The following is a 24,093-nucleotide window of genomic DNA, read 5'->3' as shown; positions in this document are numbered from 1 at the left end:
GATCATCAGGCTTGGCTATTTACAACTGCTGTTCTATCCATTGTGACAGCGCTTGCGCGGGCAAAGCCCCGGCTTGCTGAGCCAGTAATTTACCACCTTTAAAACAAATTAAGGTCGGGATAGAGCGGATCTGATAACGCTGCGCCAAGACTGGCAATATTTCAGTGTTCACTTTCAAAAACTGAGCTCGATGCGCAAACTGCTGAGCCGCTTGCTGATAGGCCGGAGCCATACTCTTACATGGGCCACACCAAGGCGCCCAAAAGTCGACAAGCACCGGTAAGTCTCCCTTTAAATGACGAGCCAAAGCGGCTTCATCGACCTCAATGGCTTTCCCCGCAAATAAGTCCTGAGAACATTTACCACACTTCGCTTGCTCGGACATACGTGCTTGAGGAACACGATTACCCGCTTGACAGCTGGGACAAATAACTATTAACGCTGCACTCATGGTTTTCCTCTTTCTTTCATTTCAAGGCTTTCTAAACAGAGCCTATAGCGCTTGTAAATGCTCGACCAGCAACTGCAAACTACGTCGCCCACGAAATTCATTTACATCCAGTTTATAAATTAATTGCACCTGCTTCAACGCAGCATTTGGCCACACACTACGATCCACATTAAAAGCTATCGCATCAATTTCCTGTGACATTCCAGGTAATTTCACACTCATCTTCAAGTGCTTTTCCCCTACAACCCGCTGGCTACATAGTTCGAAATGGCCATCAAATAGCGGTTCTGGGAAACCTTGTCCCCAAGGCCCAGCTTCGCGAAGCATCTCGGCAAACGACAATACCTGATATTCAGCTGGCAATTCACCATCACTCCATAGAGTATGGGTTAAACAATCCTCATCAACAAAATCGCTAGAGGTTTGCTCCAAGCAAGCTTTAAATTCGGCCAAGCGAGTCTGAGGTAAAGATAAACCAGCCGCCATTGCATGGCCGCCAAATTTACTAATCAAGCCCGGATTCTGAGTGTCAATTCGCTCCAATAAGTCACGTAAATGAACCCCTGCGACTGAGCGCCCCGAGCCTTTTACTTCGCCCTTGTCACCGTCGGCAAAAGCAAATACCGGACGGTAATACTGCTCTTTAATTCGTGATGCGACTAAACCAACCACTCCTTGATGCCAGTCAGCCTGATATAAACACAGCGCCTTAGGTAAGCTCTCACTATCTAAACGCAGTTGATTAACAATCACTTGTGCCTCTTGCTGCATACTTTGTTCAATGTCTTTACGCTCACTATTAAGACTATCCATTTCACTCGCTAATTGCCGAGCATGGTGAATATCATCACTCAACAAACAATGAATCCCCAAACTCATGTCGTCTAAGCGGCCCACTGCATTTAAACGCGGACCAATCGCAAAACCGAGATCGCTAGCCACCATGTTGCTCTTGTTACGCCCCGAGACTTCAATTAAGGCTTGGATCCCAGGCCGACACACTCCGGCACGGATCCGCTGTAAACCTTGATGCACCAAAATGCGATTATTGCTGTCTAGCGGCACCACATCCGCCACCGTGCCCAAGGCAACCAAATCGAGTAAATTCGCAATATTAGGTTCTGCGATCGCTTGTTGAGTAAATAAATCAAGTTCACGCATCTTACTGCGTAAAGCCATCAACAAATAAAATGCCACCCCAACACCCGCTAAGTTCTTACTGGGAAAGGCGCACGCCGACAAATTGGGATTCACAATGGCCGCAGCCTTTGGCAAATGTTCGCCAGGTAGATGATGATCGGTGATTAAGACCGGGATCCCCAAAGCTTGCGCCTTATCCACCCCCGCGATACTTGAAATACCGTTGTCTACGGTAATGATCAGCTGCGCACCTTTAGCCGCCGCAAGCTCGACGATTTCAGGGCTTAAACCATAGCCATATTCAAAGCGATTAGGCACAATGAAATCCAGTGATTGAAAGCCAAACAACGGTAAGCCAGCCATAAGTAAGGCAGTACTAGTGGCTCCATCGGCATCAAAATCACCCACCACCAAAATTTTACGGCCATTGGCTAAGTGATCAATCAATAGCTTGACCGCCTCATTCATACCGTTTAAGCCCTTAAACGGTAACAATGCCTGAGCTCGGCGCTCCACATCGGCGGCGCTGCGCACCCCACGACGTAAATAAATCTGCTTCAGTAATTCAGGCCATTCGGCTGGTAAAGCCTGGCTATCTAGCTGCTCTCGACGACGTAATAACACGTAATTTTGTACTCTACATAGGGGGCAAAATAGGACTCATAAAAAAGGCTCCTAAGGAGCCTACAATACTTAGCTACGTTGTAATAATTCCAGCAGGGCTGCTGGCGGACGATAACCAGGTAGCATTCTGCCATCTTGCAATACCATCGCTGGTGTCCCACGAACACCAAAAGCCTCACCTAAGTGATATTGCTCAATCACATCTTCCTTACAGGAAACCTGCGCAATCGCCCCCCCTTGTTTAGCCGAGCTTAAGGCTGCAGCTTTGTCATCGGCACACCATACATTTTGCATCGTATGGTAAGCAGGTGACTGTAAACCACCCCGCGGGAAGGCTAAGTAACGTACCGTAATGCCTAAATCGGTATAACCCGGTAACTGCTCAATCTTATTGGTATCGGGATTTTTCTCTTGATAAGTGTATAACTCACTATGCAACTTACGACAATAACCACAGCTGGTATCAGTGAATACGGTAATCACATATTTTTCATCTTTAGCCTTAAAGGTGATCATATCATCTTCAAAATTGGCTAACTGCTTAAGTCGTACCGCAGACATACTTTGGTCAGTTAAATTGACTCGATTCACCAAATCAAACAAGCTGCCTTGCAACAAGTAGTTACCATCTTGACTCACATAAAAAATCCCCTGACTACTGACGACTTCGTAAATTCCCGCCAAGGGAGTTTCGGCAATAGAGTCAATATTAACCCCAAGACGAGCAGCGATCAGTTGCTGGATTTTAGTCAAATCTAACTGAGCCGATACACGACTAGGCGCTTTGCTTTGCTCGCCACCACTTATTTCAGTACTGCTATTGCTCCAAGCTTGACTAACACTCAAACCAAGTAAGCTTAGCGACAATACCAGGGCCTTTGATAACTTCATTAGATCTTCTCCGAATTAGAACTTGTAGTAGCAGACCGAGTAAACTCTGCAAAACTTACCGTCTCTATTGAATAAATGCAAACTTGTTGCTCACGCTCGCGGGTGATGCTGATCATAGACCGAACGTAAACGCTCGTTAGCCACATGCGTATAAATTTGCGTGGTGGATAGGTCACTGTGCCCTAACAACATTTGAACCACCCTTAGGTCTGCACCATGGTTCAGCAAGTGAGTGGCAAAGGCATGACGCAGGGTATGTGGCGATAAACCCTCGGATATGCCAGCTAAGCCTGCGTAACGTTTAATCCGGTGCCAAAAGGTTTGCCGCGTCATCTGACAGCCTCGCGCACTAGGGAACAATACATCACTCTCAGTTTTAAGTAATAAGGGCCGTGATTGACGTAGATAGCCTTCTAAACAGTCCACCGCTTGCTCACCTAAGGGAACCAAACGCTCCTTACCGCCTTTGCCAACGACTCTCACCAAACCTTGGCGCAAGCTTACTTGCTCCATTTGCAGGCCAACCAATTCAGTCACTCGTAAACCGGTGGCATACAACACTTCCAGCATGGCTAAATCTCGATGCTGGATCGGATCATCAAGCTGTGGCTGAGCCAACAAAAGGTCCACCTCGGCCTCACTGAGTGTTCCTGGCAGATGCTTAGCCAACTTTGGCTGTACCAATAGTGCGGTGGGATCATCCTCGCGTAGCTGCTGCTGTAACAAAAAACGATAAAAACGGCGCAAGGTTGATAATTGCCGAGCCGCAGAGCTAGCTTTTTGCCCTTGCTCATACCGTGCACTAATAAATGCTTGTAAATCTAAAGCCGAGGCTCGCTCTAGAAACAGGCCTTGCTTGGTCAAAAATAACGCCAGTTGCTGGAGGTCGTTACGATAAGAAAGCAGCGTATTATCAGCTAAATTATATTCAAACCATAACTGCTCAATAAATCGGTCTAGATAAACCATCGAACTATCAGGAATATTTTTACTTGGCATATTGCTTCACTGTGATTACTAATCTGCAAATGAGTATATTGGTGTTGCTGAAAGCTTTTGCTACACTGCCCGCGCTGCAAACCAACGCGAAAGGACGTTTACCCATGCGTATTGGCCTCTTTTATGGCTCATCTACTTGTTATACCGAAATGGCCGCCGAAAAAATTCAAGCTGAATTTGGCGAAGACCAAGTAGATCTATTTAATGTGAAAGACTGTGATATTCAGAAAATGAGCGATTATTCGGTACTTATTCTGGGTATTTCTACTTGGGATTATGGCGAATTACAGGAAGATTGGGAAGCCGTCTGGGACAATCTTGAAACACTCGACCTGAAAAATAAAACCATCGCTCTGTTTGGCTTAGGTGATCAAGTGGGTTACTGCGAATGGTTTTTAGATGCCATGGGCATGTTGTTTGAACAACTCGCCCCTTCTGGCGCGAATTTTATCGGCTTTTGGCCAAACCAAGGCTATGAGTTCGAGGTCTCTAAAGCGCTCACAGAAGATGGAGAGTTTTTCTATGGTTTAGCTTTAGATGACGAAAATCAATATGATCTCAGCGACCAGCGCATTGCCAGCTGGTGCCAGCAATTAAGCCAAGAACTGCAACAATTAGGCATTGCTTAACCAGACCTTACTGCACTCACATCGAGCACCGTCATGTAGGGCTAAGCAAAACTTATGAGGCTGCTGCCACTTGTGATTTACTTGGCCCGATCAACAATATACTGAGGGCCAGCCATTAAATTAATGGTGGATAAGCGAGCGCTTTGGTTTGTTTAAAGAGCTGTACGAACCGTCCTTCACTTAGTGAAATCATGTCCTCTATTGGTGCTAAAAAATACAGTTTTTACAATTCACATACATCTGGTTCAGCAGGCAGCGGTGAAGCTCCTCCTACGATTTTTCCATTATGTTCAATAAACCAGTACCCGGTTTTTTTGGAGCAGGTTGAACTGGCTACACAGGACTGGGTTGACGGGTTCAACAACAGACGGCTGCTGAGTTCGATTGGTGATATACCGCCAGCAGAATACGAAGAAAACTACTATCGACAGTTGCCCGATACTCGGGCAGCATAACTCAAATAAACCTGCCTGCGAATTTGTCGGGGCGATTCACCTTGATAACAGTCGCAAGCTTTGGCCCGTAAAAAGCATATTACAGATTGACTAAAGAAAGGAACATCGGCTGATTCGTTAGTTGTTTTCTAAGCGCCTTTGGTAAAAATTTTGTCTACACCTTTCACTAAATAATCGGTATAGCGCCCTATGTCTACAAACCCAAATGACTCGTAAAATGTGGGGCCTAGAATGTATAAGTATCGACGATAACATTTGGAATATCGCTGCGCTTAGCTTCGCTCTCAACTTGAGCCAATAGCAGACTAACGATGCGGTGATTTCTCAAAGAGCAGACAACTAAAGAAACCTGATTTGAATTGAGGTGACAAAATAACACCCGTTAAACCAGCAATCACTCACTCGAGTTATCTCTGATAAATAGGGCAAATGATTGTTCTTCGAATTTTAGGATATGTTTCTGACTAAACTCACCCAAACCTTATAGATACTGACAAAGCAAAGTCAATTTCCAAGACTATCTCCGTACTTTGGTAGACCGCTAAGCAACTATTTTAATATCGTTTGAGTAACATGCATTGCAGCGGCTTGCATGGTTGCCACACAAGCACAAAGCATGACGAACGCTTAAAATTACAACCAAACTTCGGGTATCGGCCACAATCATAGTGGCCTGTTACACCAAACAGCTGTATTAGGCCGTTTCCGCAAGCCGTTCCTTTTGAGGCCCGACCAACAGGCTCACAATCACAGCTGCGAGCGTAGGCAGTAGCCATGCAAATCCTTGGCTAAATCCAGGTAGAATATTAAATGCGTCCATATTCACCCCTGTCGCTTTAATGGCGTCGAGAAGCCCAAACAATGCCGCGACCCCAACCATCAATCGCGCCGTCATTTTGGGACGCTTAAACCAAGTCACCAGCATGTTGAAAGCAATTAAAGCAACCGCCACCGGATAGATCCCAATCAAGATGGGGATCGATACCAGCAATAACTGATTGAGTCCAATATTGGCGACCAAGGCACAACAAGCCACACTCATAATTGCAATATATTTATAAGAGATCTTGGTATTATCACTCAGGTAAGTCGCGAAAGAAGACACCCCACCAATAGCCGTAGTAAAACATGCAAGACTCACCACGGCAGCCAACAACCATTGGCCTTGAGGACCAAATAATACTTTCACGTAGGCAACAATAATTTCACCGCCGTTGTTCGCACCCAGCGCCACCCCCGTCGCGGTAGCCCCTAAGTAAAACAACACCACATAAAACAGAGAGAGTCCTAAAGCAGCAATCAAGCTGGCTTTCACCAAATAGCCAAATTGCTGACGTTGATCAGTCACACCTTTGTTATTTAAGGCATCGACCATCAATACCCCAAACATCAAAGCGGCAAGCGCATCCATGGTGTTATAACCATCGATAAAACCTTGACCAAATGGCATTTCGGCAAAGCCCTGCTGGGCTGGCGCTATCTCGGCAAAAGGGTGGCTAAATAACGTAACGCCAATCACTGCAATACAAATAACCAACAGCGGAGTAATCACTTTACCAACCGAGTCAATTAACCCGCCACGACGCAAAATAAAAAATAATGCAGCAATAAAATAAAACAAAGAATAAGCCATCAGCGTTAGCTGGCTAGCATTTTCAACCAGGGGGACAAAACCAAGTTCATAGGCAACCAAACAGGTACGGGGGATCCCGAACATGGGAACCAAGACTAAATAAATCGAGAGCGCGATTAAATTAGCAATTTGACTTGGCAAGTAGCGACCCAACTGCACAATTCCACCACCTGCCTTGGCTATCGCTAACAAACCTAACAAGGGAAGCCCTACAGCTGTCACTAAGAAGCCCAACATCGATAACAGCAAATTATCTCCCGCTAACATGCCGGCCATCGGCGGAAAAATTAAGTTTCCGGCCCCTAAAAAGAAAGCAAAAAGCATTAAGCCTAAACTCATCGTGTTCCATGAGCCAAGTGCTTTGGACATGTGTATCCCCCGTGTTAATCACCGCATCCTCAATTAACCGCGGAGTATATATTACGCAAATAAAACATAAAAGCAGTGAATCAAGCTGAATTGGTGAACTTTGATCTCTAGCAATAACCAAAAACTCTACATGTTTAGGTAGAAATCTCTACAAAGCGATACATATTGTGGACTATAATTTTTATCTTCTTGATAGATAAGAATTTGTTCACTATGAGCCGGAATATGAACCTGTTTCGACAATAATAACAACATTCGGATCGGTGCCTTATGCGGCAATGAACGAACCATTGCCTTACGCTCAACCAACCAGCCTTTGGTTGCCGCACAAGTCAACCAGCGTGGTGCCTCGGTACAAGGCAAAATTAAGCCAACTCGAGTTTGCACATCAGACAATGACTGGAGCGCGCTAAAAAACTGCTCTGCGCTCAAGTCGCCATCATGCCGAGCTTGCTGACGTTTATGCTCAAACACCTGTCCAGCGGGGAAATAAGGCGGGTTCGATACAATTAACGAATAGGGCTGCGCACAACTAAACTGTTGCATACTCTGATGAAAAACTTGAATCGCTTCTGGCCAAGGACTATGGGCAACATTTTGTCGAGTCTGCTGGCAAGCATCTGCGTCAATGTCGATGGCATCAATCTGAACATTGCCCAGCATACGTTGCGCCAACATCAAACTGATTAAGCCAGTGCCACATCCTACATCGAGCAGTCGACACTCCGCTGGCAGAGTTAGCCATGCCGCGAGTAAAATCCCATCGGTTCCCACCTTCATCGCGCAGCGATCATGAGCCACATGAAACTGCTTAAAAGTGAAACCCGAACATTGATTATGATTGATCACTTCTTGCTTGCCTTAGTTTGGCGCTATACTATGCCGCGAATGTAAATGACCCGCGCTTTTGGTTCAAGTCGATGGCGCCTCACAAACTGGCAGATTTTCCAATGACCTTTGAAGACCTCGACCTCGACCCACAAATTTTACACGCGGTTGAAGATATGGGCTTAACTAAAGCCACCACAATCCAACAACAAACCATCCCAGCGATGCTAGACGGTCGAGATGTATTAGCCAGTGCCCCCACTGGCACCGGCAAAACCTTGGCATTTTTGCTGCCGGCAATTCAGCATCTGCTGGATTATCCGCGCCGTAAAGCAGGTCCTGGTCGTGTGTTAATTTTAACTCCGACCCGAGAACTCGCAATGCAGGTGGCCGAGCAAGCTCGCCAAGCAACCGCGCATACCAGACTAAGCATCATGGATATTACCGGCGGGGTCAAATATGACGTCCACGCCGAACAGCTCAAGGGCAACATTGATATTGTGATAGCGACTCCTGGCCGTTTAATGGAATACATCACCTACAAAGTATTTGATTGCCAAGCCATTGAAGTCTTGATCCTCGATGAAGCTGATCGCATGTTAGACATGGGTTTCATTAATGACATGGAGACCATCAGCGATGCCACCAGTGAACGTAGCCAAACCGCTTTATTTTCCGCCACCTTAGAAGGTGCCGGGCTGCTACGTTTTGCTGAAAAAGTAATGAGCAATCCTCAGCAGATCGAAGTTGAGCCACCACGCAGAGAACGAGCCAAGATCCAACAGATTGTTCATTTCTGTGATGATGCTGAACACAAATACCAACTATTGCGCCACTACCTATTAAATGAAGACATCGAACGTAGCGTAGTATTTGTAAAAACCCGAGAACGTTTATACGCCTTAGCCGAGCGCCTACAAAGTGATGATATTAAAGCGTCCTATTTACGTGGTGAAATGGCACAAGATAAACGTAATCAAGCAATGCAAGCCTTTCGTGATGGCGAAGTGAAATTCCTGATTGCCACCGATGTTGCAGCACGCGGACTTGATGTCCCTGAAATTAGTCATGTATTTAACTACGACTTGCCACACACCCCAGATGTTTATGTGCACCGAATAGGACGTACTGCGCGTGCAGGCCGCAAAGGGATAGCGATCAACTTAGTCGAGGCGCATGACATGAGCGCCTTAGCCAAGGCCGAACGCTACACCGAAGAGCCGATTAAGCGTCGAGTGATCGAAGGTCTACGCCCCACTCATAAAATATCTGCGGCCCCGGCGAAAAAGAAAAAACCAAAAACCGTTGTCGATAAAAAATTGGCGAAAAAACGCGCTAAAGGGCGCGCAAAAAAACTAGCCAAAAAAGCCAAGTAACCCACGACAACAAAAAAGCCACGCAATGCGTGGCTTTTCATTGTCTCTTCGTTGCTTGTTACTTAGTGATAAACCCGAACTTCAACTCGGCGATTGTCTGCGCGACCCGCTTCAGTTGCATTACTGGCAACTGGTGCCGCAGCCCCTTTACCTTTCTCGATAGTCGTACTGGCGCTTACCCCTGAGGCTCGCAATGCATCGGCAACGTTATTTGCTCGGCGTTGACTCAAAGCCATATTGTAATCGGCATTACCGACACTGTCGGTGTAACCCACGGCATCAATCGTCAGATCGTTAGCCATAATTGTATCGGCGATACAATCTACTTTAGCTTGCTCTGCTTGGCTATACTTATCTTTGTTGAAACCAAAAAGAACGTGTTTGAAGCCCATCACTTTATCGCCATCAACCATCACATATTGTTCACAGCCTTCTGGGATCAACACTGCAGCAGCCGCGACCACCGCTACTTGTTCTACAACCACAGCTTCTTCTACAACAGCTTGTTCAACGACGGCCTCTTCAACTGCAGCACAACCGCGTTCATCAACCACAGTACCGGCGGGGGTATCTGGACATTCATCTTGACTATTAATGACTCCATCACCATCTTGATCTGGATTGGCGCAGAACATCGCCCCAGTAATAACGCCACCGACAGCGCCAGCACCACCACCAATCAAGGCACCAAGACCGCCACCAATGGCTGGGCAAATAATCCCAGCATCCCCTTTAGGTGCATTCGAACAACCTGACAATGTTGCAACACCCAACAATGCCATGACCACTACAATCTTATTTTTCATACTCTCTCCATATGGACTTTTTCGACTTCTCTGTCGACAACCTTGAGCAAAAATAAGTTAGCTATTACCAAAAACTGCTCTTCATGGCAGTTATATTCAATATTGGCAGGGCTTTTCCAAGATAACAAGTGAATCAATAAAAACGCCGAAACTCTCGCGATACATAAGCCCTAAGTTTAAAGCAAATTAAGCGTGATCACGTAAGAACGTTAAATGGTTAGCATCGGAACTCGCTTCATCAAAATAGTAACCATCAGCATTAAAAGCACAGAGTTGCTCGAGATTATTAGGCTTTTGTTCCAGCAGATAACGGGCCATTAAACCTCGCGCTTTTTTAGCATAAAAACTAATGATCTTGTACTGACCATTTTTCTGATCTTTAAATACAGGGGTCACCACTCGAGCATTCAGTGATTTAAGTTTTACCGCTTTGAAATACTCGTTGGAGGCTAAGTTTAGCAAAACATTATCTGCTTGCTGTTCCAGGGCTAAATTTAACTGTTCAGTAATTAGCTCTCCCCAGAACTGGTATAAGTTACTACCACGCTCATTCGCCAACTTAATCCCCATTTCCAAACGGTAGGCCATCATCAGATCGAGGGGGCGGAGGCAACCATATAGGCCAGATAAGATCCGCAGATGCTGCTGCGCATGATCAAGTTGCGACGCATCTAAACGATAAGCATCTAAACCAGTATAAACATCACCTTTAAAGGCAAAAATTGCCTGCCGAGCGAGGTCTTCCGGTAAATCAGCGGACCACTCTGCAAAGCGTGCCGCATTTAACCCCGCCAACTTATCACTAATTTTCATTAGACTAGCAATCTCCGCAGGACTCAATTGCCGAGCCACCTCAATCAACTTTGCGCTATGCGCTAACATCGCTGGGCGGGTGGCTTTAGTGCAAGGTACTGCTGAACTAAAATCTAAGGTTTTAGCTGGTGAAATAACCGCTAACATAATGCTCCTTTGTCCTAATAATCGACGGTCACACCGTCTAACATTCCGCTGTCTAAGTTATTAGATTTATCACTGCCTTGCAATTTAATCATCAACCTTAAATCATTTGGCGAATCGGCATGCGCAATCGCTTCGGCGTAACCAATTACGCCACTTTCATAGAGATCAAACAGGCTCTGATCGAAGGTCAGCATGCCCTGCTCTCGCGACCGATTCATGAGGTCTTTCAGTTTATGCATATCACCCTTGCGAATAATGTCGGCAGCGAGCGGCGTATTTAACAAGATTTCAAATACGCCACGGCGGCTACTCCCGTCTTTCACCGGAACCAGCTGCTGCGCGACAATCGCTCGCAGGTTAAAAGAAAGATCAAAACACAATTGCCGATGCCGCTCTTCTGGTACTAAATGCATGATTCTATCCAGAGCTTGGTTGGCGTTGTTGGCATGTAAGGTCGCCATACACAGATGACCGGTTTCGGAGAATTGCAGCGCAAATTCCATGGTTTCACGGGTTCGAATTTCACCGATTAAAATAACATCCGGCGCCTGACGCAAAGAGTTCTTCAAGGCCTCTTCAAAAGAAGGGGTATCGATCCCCACTTCACGCTGATTAACAATGCAGCCAGCGTGTTTGTGCATAAATTCCACCGGATCTTCAATGGTTAAAATATGTCCACTTGAATGATGGTTGCGGTAATCAATCATACTGGCTTGGGTGGTCGACTTACCCGCACCAGTTGCCCCTACAAATAAGATTAAGCCTCGTTTTGACAAGCCAACTTCTTTCAGAATTGGAGGCAATTGTAGCTGTTCGAAACTGGGGATTTCAGTTTCAATCCGGCGGATCACCATACTCGGCTGTTCACGCTGGAAAAATGCGCTCACCCGATAACGGCCCAAACCTTGACGAGCAATTGCAAAGTTAGCTTCGAGCTCCTGCAGAAATGCCTGCAGCTGCGACTCACTCCGAATGCTGGACAACATTGCCATTACTTGTTCAGGCTTCACTGGTTGTTCACTGAGCGGCTGTAAACGCCCACTAATCTTGGCGCTAGGAGGAACGCCTACCGATATATACAAATCGGAGGCCTTGCGCTCCGACATCTCTCGCAATAATTGATCAAGTAACATCGAAGCTCCTAAAAGTTATTGGGATCAGCCGCTTTCGCTTTCGCATCGTTATAAGCCACCAAACCTTGATTGACTAATTCTTTTAAATTTTGATCAAGGGTTTGCATTCCATGGGCCATACCGGTTTGGATCACCGAATACATCTGTGCCACCTTGTCTTCGCGGATCAAGTTCCGAATCGCTGGAATACCAACCATAATCTCGTGGGCAGCCACTCGCCCACCGCCAAGTTTTTTCAGTAGGGTTTGCGCAATGACCGCCCTTAAAGATTCAGATAACATCGAGCGAACCATGTCTTTTTCTGCTGCAGGGAAGACATCAATCACCCGGTCAATGGTTTTCGCCGCCGAGGTGGTATGCAGCGTACCAAACACCAAATGCCCAGTTTCAGCGGCAGTCAGCGCTAAGCGAATGGTTTCTAAATCCCTTAATTCACCGACTAAAATAATGTCTGGATCTTCACGTAGGGCTGAACGTAAGGCATTAGTGAAACTATGGGTATCTCGATGTACTTCACGTTGGTTAATCAAACAATTTTTATTTTTATGGACAAATTCAATGGGGTCTTCAATGGTTAAAATGTGTTCATGACGCTGCTCATTAATATAATCAATCATCGCCGCCAAGGTGGTTGATTTACCTGAGCCAGTGGGGCCAGTCACCAGCACTAATCCACGCGGGTGTTCAGAAATTTGTCTAAAAATTGCGGGGGCAGCCAGCTGGTCTAAAGTCAGCACCTCGGAGGGAATCGTCCGAAATACCGCCGCCGAGCCTCTACTCTGTTGAAATGCATTCACCCTGAAGCGCGCAATACCGGGAACTTCAAAGGAAAAATCGATTTCCAAGTTTTCCTCATATTCTTTACGCTGCTTATCATTCATGATGTCATAAATTAGACTATGTACCTGTTTATGCTCTAAGGCGGGCAAATTAATCTTTCTGACTTCCCCATCCACTCGAATCATTGGTGGTAATTCCGCAGATAGGTGTAGATCAGACGCGTTATGTTTTACACTAAAGGCTAGTAATTCAGTAACATCCATTTATTCATTTCCCCGATGTTGAGACTATGAGCAGTATTACCCAAGCACTTCAATTTGTTAACCAAGAAATTCAGCAAGCGTTAGCTCAAGCACATCGTCCGCCAAATAGTGTAGCTTTGCTGGCGGTCAGTAAAACCAAACCGCTGAGCGACATTGCTGCAGCCTACCAAGCTGGACAACGCTTATTTGGTGAAAACTATGTCCAAGAAGGCGTCGATAAAATCGTTCAAAGTCGACAACAAACTTGGCTAAAAGATCCGATAGAGTGGCACTTTATTGGCCCCTTACAATCAAATAAGACTCGCTTGGTTGCAGAACACTTCGACTGGATGCAAACCCTAGCGCGGGACAAAATAGCCGAGCGCCTGAATGCACAACGTCCCAACAAAATGGCACCGCTTCAAGTGTGCTTACAAGTTAATATTAGTCAAGAATCGGCAAAATCGGGACTAAGCCTCACGCAAGTGGATGAGTTGGCAGCTTATGTTGCCAGCTTACCCAATTTGACTTTACGAGGCTTAATGGCCATTCCGCAGAAACTCGATAATGATCAGCGACTAGACCAACAATTTAAAGCAATGGCTGAAAAGTTTTCTCAACTACAGCAGCAATATGCTAGTGTCGATACCCTTTCCATGGGCATGAGTGGCGACATGCAAGATGCGATTAACCATGGCAGTACCATGGTACGTATAGGCAGTGCTATATTTGGCCAGCGTGGCTAAACAACAAGGAACAACAACATGACAGTTCGAATTGCGTTTATCGGTGGCGGCAACATGGCCAGTAGTTTAATTGGCGGCCTGATCGCTAATGGCACCGACGCAAGTAATATCACCGCCAGTGATCCAAACCTTGAACAACAGCAGAAGCTGCAACAAGAGTTTGCGATACCAGTGACCGACAATAATGCACAAGCCACCGCCCAAAGTGATGTGATTGTTTTAGCGGTAAAACCACAGCTCATGGCGATCGTTTGTGAAGATCTGGCCAAGCAAAGCGGCGATTTATCCAACAAACTATTTATCTCCATCGCAGCGGGTATCAGTATCGCACGTTTAAAAAACCTACTCGGTGAAAAAACCGCCATTGTAAGAACCATGCCGAATACACCAGCCTTAGTGGGCCGAGGCATGACTGGACTGTATGCTCCTAGCGATGTAAGCGCCCAACAAAGCGCAGCAGCAGAGCAACTGATGCAAGCGGTTGGAGAGACTTGCTGGGTACAACAAGAAGATCAAATTAACCACATTATTGCCGCAGCTGGTAGTGCACCTGCTTATTTTTTCTTGTTCATGGAAGCCATGCAACAACATGCCGAACACTTAGGTTTTAGTCCTGAGCAGGCGCGCCAATTGGTGCAACAATCGGCTTTAGGTAGCGCTGAACTGGTCGCGGCTAATCCAGACCTTGATTTAACGACCCTTCGGGCCAATGTTACATCTAAGGGAGGCACGACTGCCGAAGCCATTCGCGTGTTTGAAGAACAGCAATTACCGCGTATCGTCGGTCAAGCCATGGACGCCGCCATTGCGCGTGGGCGTGAAATGGAAAGTTTGTTTTAATTAATCAGAGGATCTTATGCAAGCGTTTAGTTATTTAATTGAAGTTGTATTCAACCTCTACCTGATGGTGGTATTGCTGCGAGTTTGGCTACAAATGGCTCGTGCTGATTTTTATAACCCATTGAGCCAGTTTATTGTTAAAGCCACCAACCCTATCGTGGTCCCCATCCGTCGAATTATTCCCGGATTTGCTGGTGTTGATTGGGCAGCAGTATTATTGGCAGTATTTGTTGCCGCAGTGAAATGGGCTCTTTTAATGCAAATGTCTGGCGGGATTAGCTGGCCGCAACTGCCACTCATTGCGCTACTCAATACTCTGAAAGAAGCCGGCTATATGATCTTTTGGGTGCTGCTACTCCGCGCGATTTTAAGTTGGGTGAGCCAAGGTCGTAGCCCGGTAGAATATGTACTAGGGCAACTCACAGAACCGATGCTCTCGCCCATTCGCCGGATTATTCCAGCAATCGGCGGACTCGATCTCTCGGTCTTAGTCTTGTTTGTTGCCTTGAACTTTTTAAACTTATTGATTAGTGGTTGGATCCCGCTTTGGAGCCTGCTGTAAATGCCAGCAGTGTCGATGGAAGGCGTAAACCTGCGTTTGCAGGTTTACGTGCAACCCAAAGCGAGTCGCGATGCCATCGTCGGTCTACATGGCGAAGAACTTAAAATCGCCATTACGGCCCCCCCTATCGATGGTAAAGCCAACCAGCACCTGAGTAAATTTATTGCCAAGCAATGCAAGGTGGCGAAGTCGCAAGTAAGCATTATTCGCGGTGATTTGGGCCGACACAAAACCATTGAAGTAACATCGCCACAAATTATTCCTGAAATAATTGCCAACTTAATGTAAGCAATGACCCACATTTTATTTCTATACTAAAACCAAAGTTTTTTAAAAGGTTAGCATCATGCGTAAGTATCTATTGTTTAGCTTTGTCAGTAGCCTGCTACTGTTTGCCTTTCCCAGCCAGGCTGAACAAAAAGTCTTGTTAGGTGACTATGAAGTCCACTATATGGCCCTAAACTCCACTTTTATTCCCGCCGAAGTCGCCAAGGTGTACCAACTGGAACGTAGTCGCTACAAAGGCTTAATTAACATCACAGTGTTAGATGCAAAAGCAAAAGGGAAGCCAGCTCTAGCGGTCAAAATATCGGGAACCGCGCAAAACTTAATTGGCAATCAAAATCAATTAGAATTCCAAGAAGTTCGTGAAGGCGATTCAGTCTACTACCTTGCGCAACTGCGTTTTAGCAACGAGGAAACCTTTCGCTTTGAGATCTTGATTGGTGAAGGCCCTAAACAGCAGCGGCTTAAATTCAATCATAAATTTTATGTAGAATAAGCCAATATCGATCAAGCAGGCGATTAGGGCTTTTGGCAAGCAAGCCCTTCGATTACACTTAGGCTCACATCGACACAGACAAAGGTTTCCCATGCAAAAAGTTGTCTTGGCCACCGGTAATCCCGGTAAAGTTGCCGAACTTTCCGAGTTACTCAAACCCTTACAAAAACAAATTGTGGCGCAAAGTGAATTTGCCATTGTGGACGCCGAAGAAACCGGCACCACCTTTGTAGAAAATGCCATTATTAAAGCCCGCCATGCGGCAAAAATCACCGGTTTACCCGCTATTGCCGACGACTCTGGTTTAGCAGTGGATTATCTTAATGGTGCGCCGGGACTATATTCTTCACGTTATGCTGGCAGCAACGCCAGTGATCACGACAACGTACTAAAATTACTCGCAGCACTAAAAGACGTGCCCGAGTCGCAACGCGGTGCAGAGTTTCACTGCGTATTGGTGTATTTACGCCATGCCGATGACCCAGCCCCGCTGATTTGTCATGGTAAATGGCGCGGCCAAATCACCGAGCAGATCCACGGTGAAGGCGGCTTCGGTTATGATCCGGTATTTTGGGTTGCCGAACACCAGTCCACCTCCGCCCAGCTCAGCAAGGCAGAGAAAAACGCCTTAAGTCACCGAGGCCAAGCCCTTAGAGAATTATTAGCACAGCTTAATCATTGCGTATGTTAAGTCTTGCGCCGCCATTAAGTCTGTATGTTCACATCCCTTGGTGTGTTCAAAAATGCCCCTATTGTGATTTCAACTCCCATGGCTTAAAGCAAGACTTACCAGAAGCGGCATACATCAGTGCGCTTCTGGCTGACCTTGAACAAGACTTAGCACGTTTCCCCACACTACAAGGGCGCCCCTTACACAGTATCTTTATTGGTGGCGGCACACCAAGCCTGCTGTCTGCCGAAGCGATTGCGCGCTTGCTGCAGGGAATCAAGCAACATTTGCAGCTTGAGCCCGACACCGAAGTCACCATGGAGGCCAACCCGGGCACCGCCGAAGCAGACCGCTTTAAAGGCTACTTTCAAGCGGGCGTGAATCGTTTGTCGATTGGCGTACAAAGCTTTCAACAAAGCCATTTAAGCAAACTGGGGCGGATCCACAGCGGCGAAGAGGCGCTGCGGGCCTTCGAATATGCGCAGCAAGCTGGCTTTAAACGGATCAACCTCGATTTAATGCATGGCCTGCCTAAGCAAAGCCTTGAGCAAGCGATGCAAGATCTACAGCAAGCCTTTGCGCTTGGCCCCAGCCACCTGTCCTGGTATCAACTCACCATTGAAGCCAATACCGCCTTTGCATCACGACCGCCCGCCTTACCCAACGAAGATCTGTTGTGGGATATTTTCGAGCAGGGACAGCAGCAATTAGCTCAGGCTGGCTATGCACAATACGAAGTGTCGGCCTATTGCCGCGATGGAGATCGCTCACAACACAACCTCAACTACTGGCGCTTTGGCGATTACTTAGGTATTGGTTGCGGAGCGCACGGCAAAATCACTGATTTGCAGACTCAGCATTTATTCAGAACCGAGAAGCTAAAACACCCGAAAGGCTACTTAGATCCGCAGCGGGAATTCCTCTATAAACAATGGCCAGTGGCAAACCAAGATTTAGCCTTTGAGTACTTCTTAAATCGGCTGCGCCTGTTTGAAGCCATCCCGAAAAGCGAGTTTGTGAACTTAACAGGCTTAAGTTTAAGCGCGTTGGAAAACTCACTCGACAGTGCCAAGCAACAAACCTTGCTGGAAGAAAATGCCACTAGCTGGCAGGTCACAAAAAAAGGCCGTTTATTTCTAAACGACCTACTGAATTGCTTTACCGATTAAATTAGGCTTTAGGCTTCGCGAGCGAAGATCAAATCCCACACCCCGTGGCCTAAACGATGGCCGCGGTTTTCAAACTTGGTTAAGGGACGCCAATCCGGACGCGGTACATAATCGTTAGTTTCAGAAGTATTGCGATAGCCTGGCGCCGCCTGCATCACTTCTAACATATGCTCGGCGTAATGCTGCCAGTCGGTCGCCATATGAAATACACCGCCAATTTTGAGTTTATTACGCAGCAATTCAACAAATTCTGGCTGAACAATGCGCCGTTTGTGATGACGTGATTTATGCCAAGGGTCGGGAAAGAACAGTTGCACCGTATCGAGGCTGTTGTCTGGAATACTATCGTTTAAAACTTCTACTGCATCGTGTTCAAAGACCCGCAGATTGTCGATCTGCGCATCCACTGCATCGGCCAAACAAGCACCCACCCCAGGGCGATGCACTTCAATGCCAATAAAATTAGTCTCAGGCGCATGCTTCGCCATCTCCACCAAAGAGGCGCCCATACCAAAACCAATTTCGAGTACAGTTTTCGCATCGCGACCAAATACCTGCGCCAGCGAATAGTTTGCGGCCTGATGATCCAGACCCAAGGTTGGCCAAAACTCGGTGAGCGCATTTTCCTGGCGCTTGGTTAAACGACCTTCTCGTTTTACAAAGCTACGAATTTTACGAAGTCGTTTGTCTTCGGCTTGCTCTTGAGGGGCCTCAGGAGCCGGGTTTTGATCTTGCTCACTCATGATAATTCCAGACTAAGAAATTGCAGGGACGTTCTAAATGTAGAACAGGGCTGGCATTATCCAAAGTTCTGGCCTTTGTGCAAGCTTTGCCCATTGAAAAACTCAAGTCGACTGAATTTTGAAAAGGCTAAATCAAGGCACCCGGTGGCATTTATCTAAGGAAGATAAAAGTATACTCAGCTCAGATTTATACCAGTGGCGTGAAAACTTCTAACTAACTGTGTCAAACGCTGGGGATCAATCGCCTTGCAAATTTGCCCCGCAGGTTGTTTAAAGGTTGGTACGTCTTCAGCAGCAACCATCGCATTAATCACCGACTCTTCGATTGCTTCGACACTGGCCAGATAAAAATCATCAAAAACCTCATCGTTTAAACAATGCATGGTGCGCATGGGCCCGGATAATTGCGGCATTTCTTGTTGATTTGCGGTGCTAAAGGCAAGAAAAATATCCCCCGAATTGTTTCCTCCCGGAGAACCATTGCGACCAATGCCAATCGCCGCCCGCTTCGCCATCCGCTTCAGCTGATGCGGTAACATCGGTGCATCGGTTGCCAAAATCACGATAATTGAGCCCTGCTCATGCTTGCTATGGATCCGATCTTCGGTCATCACTTTACCTAATGGCGCACCGAGTACATTAAACCAAGGACGAATGCCATGATTTGCCTGCACTAAAGCGGCTACCGTGTAAGTCTGCCCATCCACTTCGACCAAACGCGACGATGTTCCGGTGCCGCCTTTGAAATCATAGGCAATCATTCCGGTTCCCCCACCAACATTTCCTTCGGCAATTTTTCCAGCCGCGGCATTATTCAAAGCAGCCAGCGCATCCTGTTCGGTAATATGCAGCGCATTAATATCATTCAAAATACCATCAAAGGTTTCGGCGACAACCGGCATTGCCCATAGGTGATGCCCCTGCCACACCGCTTGATACTGCTGAATCATCCACTTCACCGCCGCATGGTGGGTCATCCCCACACCATGCGAATTGGTAATCATAATCGGACCCGTGAAGTAACCTCCATCTTGGATCCAGTGAGTCCCGGTCATTTCACCATTCCCGTTTAAGGCATACATGCCAGCCCATACAGGCCTTGGAGTATGACTTCGCCCATGTGGCAAGATAGCCGTAACCCCGGTGCATGCCGGAGAGAGGGGCTGTTCGTTTCTGATGGTTTGATAACCAACTAAAACGCCTGCAACATCGGTAATCGCATTGTTAGGGCCAGTACGTCCAGGAAAGGGAAGACCTAACTCTCTTGCTCGTCGTTTAGACATCATATTGCCCATACTCTCCTTAATCACTTGAGTTCTTAGATTTGAAATAAATACCGATCGAGGCGATAGCAACAGAAAACAACAGCATCAAAGTAGCAATGGCGTTAATTTCGGGTTTAATCCCGCGACGGATCATACCTAAGATAAATACCGGTAAAGTCGTGGAGTCCACCCCACTAATAAAACAAGTAATCACCAAATCGTCCATCGAAATAATGAAACTAAGCATGGCACCGCCAATAACACCCGGTAAAATGAGAGGTAAGGTGATACGGCGAAAAGTTTGCCATTCATTTGCCCCCAGATCGGCAGAGGCCGACTCTATCTTCGGATCCATGCCAGCTAAGCGAGCGCTTACGACCACAAACACATAGCTGCTCAAAAAGGTGCAATGGCCAATAATAATCGTCGTATTGCCCAGCGTGAAACCGGCACCAACGAAGAAAATCAGCAACGCAATGCCTAATACAATGTCAGGCATCACCATCGGAACAAATAACAGTAACCGGTAAAATCCTTGTAATTTAAAACGAAAACGTGAAATGGCGATGGCTGCGCTAGTCCCCAATAGGGTCGCGATCAATGTGGCGCTACAAGCCACTTGTAAACTATTTTTCAGGGCATTCAATAATTGTGCGGTTGAATTCACATAGCTATTTGAATCCGCTAAGTGGGTCTGCGCGCCAAAAATACTGCGATACCAATCAAAGGTAAAGCCGTCCCAAATCATGATATTAATCGGATTTGAGTTAAATGAATAAATCACAATAAGCAGCACGGGGGCATACAAAAATACAAAGAAGAACGTACTATATACAGATAATAAACGGCCTAATGCAGTTTGCTTCTTCATCATCAGTTCCTAAGGTTGCTGTACTTTTTTGGCGGAGACAAACAAATAAAACGACAGAATGGCCAGCATCAAGAAGATAATCACCATCGACAAGGTCGCGCCAAAGGGCCAATTGCGAGCATATAAAAACTGTTGCTCCACCATGTTGCCAATCATCATCACCTTGGCGCCGCCCAATAAGTCAGGCACCACAAAATTGCCGAGACTAGGAATAAAGACCAAGATAGAACCTGCGACAATCCCGGGAATGGTCATCGGAAGGACCACTCGTCTAAAGGTGGTAAATGGGGTCGCGCCTAAATCTTGGGATGCTTGCAACAAGCTCATGTCTAGTTTTTCAACACTGGAATAAATCGGTAAAAACATAAATGGAATAAAGATATACACCATGCCAATGATGACCGCGGTGCCTGAAAACATCAGATTTAAGGGCTCAGTAATAATGCCCGCCGCCTGTAAGAACTGATTGGCAAAACCGGAATTACGCAAAATCAGTACCCAGGCATATAACCTAACCACCATACTTGCAAAAAATGGCAAAGTAATAAGGAAGATAAAGAACGACTTCTGTTTTGCCGTTAAAGTAGCGACCCAAAAAGCAACGGGATAACAAATCACCAGGGTGCAAATCACCGTTGCACTCGCGAGCCCAATCGAACGTAATAAGATCTCAAGGTAAACCGAGTCAAACTCTTCATAAACACCATCGGCCCAGCCAAAAACCCGACCGTAATTCCAATGATAAAAATTCCACTCCACGCCCCCATACAGGCCCGGTTCCAAGAAGCTATAGAGCAACATAATACCGAGTGGGATCAGAAAAAATATCCCAAGAAACAAAGTCGTTGGAGCCAGCAAACCAGCTAACATCAGCCGCTGGCGTGCTCGAATAAACACACTCATGGCTTACTCCCAACGGCTGATTCAGGAATGGTATGCACTGCCTTGGGCTGATAATAAAGCACAACTTGATCACCTTGTGCCAAAGGAGTGGCATGTTGGCGCACTAAGGCCGATAACTGAAAGCCATTCGACAAGTGCCCATGCAATTGATAATCGCTGCCAATAAATACCACTTGATCAAGGGTCATGCTTAAACTCGCAAGCTGTTGCGAATCAAGAGGTGGCGTTAGCGACATTTGCTCGGGACGAAGCAATAAGGTCATCGGTTGGCCTAACGATGCCTCAGCGTCTGTACTGTGTATTCGCAAGCCACCACAATCAATTTGAATGCCCTGCTGGTCTTGCTCGACGACTTTTCCGGTAAAGATATTACTTTCACCAATGAAGGTCGCCACAAAGTTATTTTTCGGGCGATGGTATATCTCATCTGGCGTACCAACCTGCTGAACCTTGCCACCGTTCAACACCACAATACGGTCAGACATGGTCAAGGCCTCTTCTTGGTCATGGGTGACAAAAATAAAGCAGATCCCTAATTCTGTTTGTAGATTTTTTAATTCAATTTGCATTTTTAAACGCAAGTTTTTATCTAAGGCTGACAAGGGTTCATCTAACAACAGTAACTTAGGACGGTTAATGATGGCTCGAGCTAAGGCGACTCGCTGCTGCTGGCCACCAGACAGTTGTGCTGGATTACGTTTTTCGATCCCAGCTAAACCCACCATCTCTAAGGCCTCTGCCACACGTCGGTTACGCTCGGTTTTTGCCACCTTTGCGACATCCAGACCATAACCCACATTGTCTCCCACCGACAGATGAGGAAATAAAGCATAGGACTGAAACACGGTATTCACCGGCCGCTTATGCGCAGGCTTGCCAATAATCGATTGACCATCCAGCAGAATATCGCCACTGTCGATCTCTTCGAAACCAGCCACTATTTTCAATAAGGTCGTTTTCCCACACCCAGAAGGACCAAGCAAGGTGATAAATTCACTCTGGGCAATAGACAAATCCACCGAATCCAAAGCATGTATCACTCCCCCTTCGGGCGTAATGAACTGACGATGAGCGCGACGAATTCGGACATATTCAGGGACTGGTACCGCAGTAGACATAAACAACCTCAAAAAATAAGAAAAGCGGGCAAGCCCGCATGCTGCAAACGATTAAGAAGAAGTACGGATTTTGGTCCAAGCTCTGTCATACAACTTAATGCCTTTACCTAATTCCTTAAACATTTGTAGTTTGGCTCTCACCGAAGCCGGTGGGTTAATACTCGGATTATTACGTAAATAGTCAGGCAACAATTCAATCGCATCTTTGTTCATCGTGCCGTTGGTTTGCTGCTTGGCATTTAAGGCGGCAATTTCAGGCTGGGTAAAAAATTCTAAGAATTTTTGGGCGTTCGCTTTATTCGGAGCACTTTTAAGCACACACATATTCTCTTGGTATTTGGTCGCACCTTCCTCGGGGATCACATACGCCAGCTCATCGGGATTCTCAAATACATATAACATTGCTCCGACATACCATTGAGCAGCAGCAATATCACCGGATTGCACCATCGGAATGCTGTCATAAGTAAAGGCTGAAATATTACCTTTTTGTTGAATGATATAGTCTTGCGCTACTTTTAAATCATCTCGGTCAGTACTGTTGACACTTTTACCATGAGTGATCAAACCTACACTAATAACTTCGCGCATCTCATCCAACATGGCGATATTTTTACCTTGCTTGGGTAACGCGAAGAAATCATCCCAAGAATTCAGCTCTGGAACCAACTTCTTGTTATAGAGGATCCCCACGGTACCCCAAGCGTAAGGCAAGCAGTATTCTCCTTTGGGGTCAGATTCTGCGGTAAGAAAAGCGCTATCGATATGCTTAAAACCCGAGTACTGATTAATATGAGTTTTTTCGAGTAAATGAAGCTGCGCCATAATGTCTTGCATGTGTACCGAAGGAAACACAATATCGTAGCCCGTCGCACCGGCCTGTAATTTAGCGAGCAACTCTTCATTAGAAGAATAAGTGTCTAACTTCACTTTAATTCCAGTCGATTCAGTAAAGCGGCTGAGCACCTCTGGGTTGATATATTCTCCCCAGTTGTAAAGGTTTAAGGTCTCTTCTGCCGACGCAACTTGGGAATAGCTAAAAGCAGCGCATGCGAGACTTGTCGCAAGCAAAGCAGTTTTCAGCATATGACCTCTTTTTCTAGAAATTG

Annotated in this window: 25 protein-coding genes and 1 pseudogene; 10 read left to right on the top strand and 16 right to left on the bottom strand. The window is 46.3% G+C overall.

The window, feature by feature from the left end; translation table 11 throughout:
- Window positions 1-19 precede the first annotated feature (19 nt).
- From trxC to xerD, 4 genes are all read right to left on the bottom strand, one after another.
- On the bottom strand, window positions 20-451 hold the full coding sequence (gene trxC / locus ACRRSX_RS04830) for a thioredoxin TrxC (RefSeq protein ID WP_432454334.1): 432 nt from the start codon (window positions 449-451) through the stop codon (window positions 20-22).
- Window positions 452-493: 42 nt separating this feature from the next.
- Entirely contained in the window at window positions 494-2,215 is a 1,722-nt protein-coding gene (recJ, locus tag ACRRSX_RS04825; RefSeq protein WP_432454336.1) for a single-stranded-DNA-specific exonuclease RecJ, read from the bottom strand.
- 69 nt (window positions 2,216-2,284) lie between these two features.
- A complete protein-coding gene (locus ACRRSX_RS04820) occupies window positions 2,285-3,106 on the bottom strand; it encodes a thioredoxin fold domain-containing protein (protein ID WP_432454337.1) in 822 nt (273 codons plus the stop codon).
- A 90-nt stretch (window positions 3,107-3,196) separates the two neighbouring features.
- The gene (xerD, locus tag ACRRSX_RS04815; protein ID WP_432454339.1) at window positions 3,197-4,105 is read right to left on the bottom strand and encodes a site-specific tyrosine recombinase XerD; all 909 of its coding nucleotides are present in this window, start codon (window positions 4,103-4,105) and stop codon (window positions 3,197-3,199) included.
- A 104-nt stretch (window positions 4,106-4,209) separates the two neighbouring features.
- Between xerD and fldB the strand changes: the two genes are divergently transcribed.
- The gene (gene fldB, locus ACRRSX_RS04810; protein ID WP_432456096.1) at window positions 4,210-4,734 is read left to right on the top strand and encodes a flavodoxin FldB; all 525 of its coding nucleotides are present in this window, start codon (window positions 4,210-4,212) and stop codon (window positions 4,732-4,734) included.
- 317 nt (window positions 4,735-5,051) lie between these two features.
- Window positions 5,052-5,189 (top strand): annotated as a pseudogene (locus ACRRSX_RS04805) (IS3 family transposase); the annotation flags it as partial.
- Between the two features lie 694 nt (window positions 5,190-5,883).
- On the opposite strand, the gene brnQ reads toward ACRRSX_RS04805, so the two are convergent.
- Window positions 5,884-7,191 carry a branched-chain amino acid transport system II carrier protein gene (gene brnQ / locus ACRRSX_RS04800; protein WP_432454340.1) on the bottom strand — a complete coding sequence of 436 codons (1,308 nt, stop codon included), beginning with the start codon at window positions 7,189-7,191 and terminating at the stop codon, window positions 5,884-5,886.
- Window positions 7,192-7,317: 126 nt separating this feature from the next.
- The gene (locus ACRRSX_RS04795) at window positions 7,318-7,992 is read right to left on the bottom strand and encodes a tRNA1(Val) (adenine(37)-N6)-methyltransferase (RefSeq protein WP_439022895.1); all 675 of its coding nucleotides are present in this window, start codon (window positions 7,990-7,992) and stop codon (window positions 7,318-7,320) included.
- A 149-nt stretch (window positions 7,993-8,141) separates the two neighbouring features.
- Here ACRRSX_RS04795 and srmB point away from each other — a divergent pair, with 149 nt between their 5' ends.
- Window positions 8,142-9,395, top strand: a complete 1,254-nt coding sequence (gene srmB, locus ACRRSX_RS04790) for an ATP-dependent RNA helicase SrmB (protein WP_432456097.1) — start codon at window positions 8,142-8,144, stop codon at window positions 9,393-9,395.
- Window positions 9,396-9,457: 62 nt separating this feature from the next.
- On the opposite strand, the gene ACRRSX_RS04785 is transcribed toward srmB, so the two are convergent.
- The 4 genes from ACRRSX_RS04785 to ACRRSX_RS04770 all read right to left on the bottom strand — a co-directional run bounded on the left by ACRRSX_RS04785 (window position 9,458) and on the right by ACRRSX_RS04770 (window position 13,337).
- On the bottom strand, window positions 9,458-10,201 hold the full coding sequence (locus ACRRSX_RS04785) for an OmpA family protein (protein ID WP_432454342.1): 744 nt from the start codon (window positions 10,199-10,201) through the stop codon (window positions 9,458-9,460).
- A gap of 186 nt (window positions 10,202-10,387) precedes the next feature.
- On the bottom strand, window positions 10,388-11,161 hold the full coding sequence (gene yaaA, locus ACRRSX_RS04780) for a peroxide stress protein YaaA (protein WP_432454344.1): 774 nt from the start codon (window positions 11,159-11,161) through the stop codon (window positions 10,388-10,390).
- A 14-nt stretch (window positions 11,162-11,175) separates the two neighbouring features.
- Window positions 11,176-12,294 (bottom strand): PilT/PilU family type 4a pilus ATPase, encoded by a 1,119-nt coding sequence (locus tag ACRRSX_RS04775; RefSeq protein ID WP_432454345.1) that lies wholly within the window; start codon window positions 12,292-12,294, stop codon window positions 11,176-11,178.
- A gap of 8 nt (window positions 12,295-12,302) precedes the next feature.
- Complete coding sequence (locus ACRRSX_RS04770; RefSeq protein ID WP_432454346.1) at window positions 12,303-13,337, bottom strand: type IV pilus twitching motility protein PilT; 1,035 nt, start codon at window positions 13,335-13,337, stop codon at window positions 12,303-12,305.
- A 26-nt stretch (window positions 13,338-13,363) separates the two neighbouring features.
- On the opposite strand from ACRRSX_RS04770, the gene ACRRSX_RS04765 reads away from it, so the two are divergent.
- The 7 genes from ACRRSX_RS04765 to hemW all read left to right on the top strand — a co-directional run bounded on the left by ACRRSX_RS04765 (window position 13,364) and on the right by hemW (window position 18,084).
- On the top strand, window positions 13,364-14,062 hold the full coding sequence (locus ACRRSX_RS04765; protein WP_432454348.1) for a YggS family pyridoxal phosphate-dependent enzyme: 699 nt from the start codon (window positions 13,364-13,366) through the stop codon (window positions 14,060-14,062).
- Between the two features lie 18 nt (window positions 14,063-14,080).
- Window positions 14,081-14,902, top strand: coding sequence for a pyrroline-5-carboxylate reductase (proC, locus tag ACRRSX_RS04760; protein WP_432454350.1), 822 nt, complete (start codon window positions 14,081-14,083; stop codon window positions 14,900-14,902).
- 16 nt (window positions 14,903-14,918) lie between these two features.
- The gene (locus ACRRSX_RS04755) at window positions 14,919-15,464 is read left to right on the top strand and encodes a YggT family protein (RefSeq protein ID WP_432454351.1); all 546 of its coding nucleotides are present in this window, start codon (window positions 14,919-14,921) and stop codon (window positions 15,462-15,464) included.
- Window positions 15,465-15,752, top strand: coding sequence for a DUF167 family protein YggU (yggU, locus tag ACRRSX_RS04750; RefSeq protein WP_432454352.1), 288 nt, complete (start codon window positions 15,465-15,467; stop codon window positions 15,750-15,752).
- 58 nt (window positions 15,753-15,810) lie between these two features.
- Window positions 15,811-16,245: a DUF4426 domain-containing protein gene (locus tag ACRRSX_RS04745; RefSeq protein ID WP_432454353.1), complete on the top strand. Its 435-nt coding sequence runs from the start codon at window positions 15,811-15,813 to the stop codon at window positions 16,243-16,245.
- A 91-nt stretch (window positions 16,246-16,336) separates the two neighbouring features.
- Entirely contained in the window at window positions 16,337-16,936 is a 600-nt protein-coding gene (rdgB, locus tag ACRRSX_RS04740) for an RdgB/HAM1 family non-canonical purine NTP pyrophosphatase (protein WP_432454355.1), read from the top strand.
- Window positions 16,930-18,084 carry a radical SAM family heme chaperone HemW gene (gene hemW / locus ACRRSX_RS04735; protein WP_432454357.1) on the top strand — a complete coding sequence of 385 codons (1,155 nt, stop codon included), beginning with the start codon at window positions 16,930-16,932 and terminating at the stop codon, window positions 18,082-18,084. Before rdgB ends, hemW begins: the two co-directional genes overlap by 7 nt.
- Before the next feature lie 8 nt (window positions 18,085-18,092).
- Here the strand turns inward: hemW and trmB are convergent, their stop codons facing one another.
- From trmB to ACRRSX_RS04705, 6 genes are all read right to left on the bottom strand, one after another.
- Complete coding sequence (gene trmB, locus ACRRSX_RS04730) at window positions 18,093-18,827, bottom strand: tRNA (guanosine(46)-N7)-methyltransferase TrmB (protein ID WP_432454358.1); 735 nt, start codon at window positions 18,825-18,827, stop codon at window positions 18,093-18,095.
- Window positions 18,828-19,003: 176 nt separating this feature from the next.
- Window positions 19,004-20,113, bottom strand: coding sequence for a P1 family peptidase (locus ACRRSX_RS04725; RefSeq protein WP_432454359.1), 1,110 nt, complete (start codon window positions 20,111-20,113; stop codon window positions 19,004-19,006).
- Window positions 20,114-20,129: 16 nt separating this feature from the next.
- On the bottom strand, window positions 20,130-20,966 hold the full coding sequence (locus ACRRSX_RS04720) for an ABC transporter permease (RefSeq protein ID WP_432454360.1): 837 nt from the start codon (window positions 20,964-20,966) through the stop codon (window positions 20,130-20,132).
- A gap of 6 nt (window positions 20,967-20,972) precedes the next feature.
- Window positions 20,973-21,866: an ABC transporter permease gene (locus ACRRSX_RS04715; RefSeq protein ID WP_432454361.1), complete on the bottom strand. Its 894-nt coding sequence runs from the start codon at window positions 21,864-21,866 to the stop codon at window positions 20,973-20,975.
- Window positions 21,863-22,984, bottom strand: coding sequence for an ABC transporter ATP-binding protein (locus ACRRSX_RS04710; RefSeq protein WP_432454362.1), 1,122 nt, complete (start codon window positions 22,982-22,984; stop codon window positions 21,863-21,865). Before ACRRSX_RS04710 ends, ACRRSX_RS04715 begins: the two co-directional genes overlap by 4 nt.
- Window positions 22,985-23,035: 51 nt before the next feature.
- Entirely contained in the window at window positions 23,036-24,070 is a 1,035-nt protein-coding gene (locus tag ACRRSX_RS04705; RefSeq protein WP_432454363.1) for a polyamine ABC transporter substrate-binding protein, read from the bottom strand.
- Between the last annotated feature and the right edge of the window lie 23 nt (window positions 24,071-24,093).

Source organism: Agarivorans sp. QJM3NY_30, from assembly GCF_050870855.2.
Classification (GTDB): Bacteria; Pseudomonadota; Gammaproteobacteria; order Enterobacterales; family Celerinatantimonadaceae; genus Agarivorans.
This window is presented reverse-complemented; position numbering and strand designations above follow the sequence as displayed.